1 protein-coding gene and 1 pseudogene are annotated in these 2,811 nt (G+C 73.3%); both read right to left on the bottom strand.

Features of this window, described 5'->3' with window-relative positions; genetic code table 11:
* Positions 1-50: 50 nt before the first annotated feature.
* Positions 51-2,216 (bottom strand): S8 family serine peptidase, encoded by a 2,166-nt coding sequence (locus FUT87_RS27535; RefSeq protein ID WP_255512091.1) that lies wholly within the window; start codon positions 2,214-2,216, stop codon positions 51-53.
* A 267-nt stretch (positions 2,217-2,483) separates the two neighbouring features.
* A pseudogene (locus FUT87_RS27530) lies at positions 2,484-2,811 on the bottom strand (MATE family efflux transporter); the annotation flags it as partial.

Below are 2,811 nucleotides of genomic sequence, written 5' to 3'. Positions count from 1 at the left end.
GCGGGCCCCCGCCCCGGATCAGCGCAAGGCGAAGCCCCGCGCCGGCCCGCCTACTTCGTGAAGGACGTCGTCGCCACCGCGGTGTTGCCGGCGGCGTCCTTCGCGACGGCCTGGATCGTGTGCGTGCCGGCCGAGGCCTTCTTCAGGTTCCAGGTGAAGCTCAGGGTGGCGCCAGTGCCGCTCGCCACCTGCGCGCCGTCGACGTAGAGGGTCTGGCGGATGCCGGCGTCGCCGGCGTTGTCGCTGGCGCGGGTCGAGATCGTCAGCGTGTTGCCGGCCAGCTTGGCATTGGCCGCGGGCGTCGCGATCGCGATCTCCGGCGGCTGCGTGTCGACCAGCGCCGCATTGGCCACCGTCAGCGTCACCGCCGCGCTGGTGCCGGCATTGCCGGCCGCGTCGACCGCGGTGGCGGTGAGCGTCACCGCGCCGTTGGCGACCCGGGTCGAGTCCCAGCTGAAGCCATAGGGTGCCGAGGTGTCCGAGGCGACGACGCTGCCGTTGACCCGCAGGTCCACGCGGGCGATGCCCTGGTTGTCGGAGGCGCCGACATCGACCGCGACCAGCCCGTTGACCGTCGCGCCGTTGAGCGGCGCGCTGACCGAGACGGCGGGCGGCTGGGTATCGGGCGCCGGCGCGGCCAGCACCGCCTGCATCGCCGCGCCCGCATTGATGCGGCCCCAGCCGAAATACGGATCCCGCCCGGCGGTGCCGAGATCCACGGCGGTGGTGAACAGCGCGTTCTGGATCGCGCTGCCGCTGAGCGTCGGCCGGGCCGACATCAGCAGCGCGACGGTGCCGGCCACGACCGGGCTGGCCAGCGAGGTCCCCCACCAGGCGCCATAGCTGCCGCCGCGCTGGGTGGTCCAGATGTTCTGCCCGGGCGCGGCCAGCGCGACGAAGTTGCCGTAGCTGGACCAGCTGGTCCTGGCATCGGTCTCGTTGGTGGCGGAGACCGGGATCATGCTGGCCGTGGGCGTGATGCCCTCGTCGATGCCGTTGTTGCCCGCCGCGACCACGACCAGCCCGCCCTTGCTGCGCAGGTAGTCGGCCGAGCTCTGCACCGAGACGCTGCCCGCCACGCCGCTGTAGCTGATGTTGGCCACGCGGGCGCCCTGGTCCGCCGCCCAGCTCAGGCCTTGCGCGACGGTGCTCCAGTAGGCATAGGCATTGGGGTCGGCGATGCGCACCGGCATCAGCTGCGCCTGGCCGGCGACGGCCGCGACGCCGATGCCATTGTTCACGGCCGCCGCCGCCGCGCCGGCCACCGCCGTGCCGTGGCCGTGGACATCGCTGGTGTCGGCGTTGCCGTCATAGAAATTCCAGCCCGGGACCATGCGGCCGGCCAGGTCGGGATGGCTGGCGTCGATGCCGGTGTCCAGGATCGCGATCTTGATGCCGGCGCCCTGGGCGGTGTCCCAGGCCTGCGGCGCATTGATGCGCACCAGGTGCCACTCGCTGCCCATGTAGGGATCGTTGGGCGTCATCGCGGGCGACACCCGCATGTCCAGCTCGGCCGTCTTGAGCTGCGGATGGCGGGCCAGCGTCATCGCCACCGCGGTCTCCGAGGCGTTCGGCGGCAGGTCGACGATGGCGACCTGCGTGCGGCCGATGCGACGCGCCTTGCCGCCGTGCGGGCCGAGGATCCTGGCCAGCGCCTTGTCGTCCAGGCCCGCCCGCGTCTGCACCAGCAGCCGCTGGCGCGCCCAGCCGTTGGCCGTGCCGGCCGCGGGCGGCGGCAGCTCGAGCTCCGTCTGCGGGCCGCCGGGCCGGATGCGCAGCGCCTGCGCGAGCGCGTCGAAGGCATCGGGCTTGCGCCGGCTCAGGCGCGTCAGCACGCGGCCGTCGACAGTCAGGGCGACGCAGGTGTCGCCTTCGCAGAACACCAGGGCGCTGGCCTCGTCGGTCGCCTTCCACGACGACAGGTCGAGCCGGTCGCAGAGCAGGTTGCCGATCAGCGCGTGGCGGATCTCGTCGTCGTAGCGGTACTGGCCGTTGACGCCGGCGCGGCTGAGCATCACCAGGTCGTCGATGCGCAGCTGGTCGATGCGGCGGGCGAGCGCCTCGCGCACGGCGGGGCTCAGGTCGGTATAGCGCTCCAGGCCCTGCGATGGCGACAGCTCGTTGCGCAGTTGCTCCGGACGCGCGGGCGCGCAAGGCGGCGTCGAAGCCGGCGTGGCCGCGGCGGCGGCAAGGACGAAGGATGCAAGCACGGACATGGCGGTCTCCTCCGCCCCGAGCGGCGGTCCCCGGCCTGCGGAGCCGTCCCTGCGGAGCTCGTTGTCGTCCCCCTGACGGCGGCCGGCGCGTCTGCGCGCGCACGGTCGGTCTCTCGCAGCAAGGCCCGGGCCAGCACGGCAAGTGGCGACGGCGATTGAGGTTTTTCCGCCGCCCCCGGCGGGCGGACGCGCGAGTGTCAAATCCGTCGACAGCGCCGCGGCTTCACGGCTTCACAGCCTCGTGGCCTCCCGGCCTCGCCGCCCGCGTCAGTGCGCCTGCGCGGCCAGGCGCAGCCGGCGGTGCACCGCCCGCGCCTGCGGGACCCAGCCCAGTCGCGCCCAGCGGCGCCACATCAGCAGTCCGCGGATCCATTCGTCCGCCGCATAGGCGATCCACAGGCCGACCAGGCCCAGCCCGAGCACCTCGCCCAGCAGCCAGCTGCCGCCGGCCAGCACCAGCAGCATCGAGCCCGCGCCGACCATCACCGGATACTTCGCGTCGCCGGCGGCGCGCAGGGCGTTGATGACCACTAGGTTGAAGGTCCGCCCCGGCTCCAGGATCACCGTGATCCACATCAGCACGGCCGCGCTGGCG

This window comes from Mitsuaria sp. TWR114 (assembly GCF_007997345.1).
This window is presented reverse-complemented; position numbering and strand designations above follow the sequence as displayed.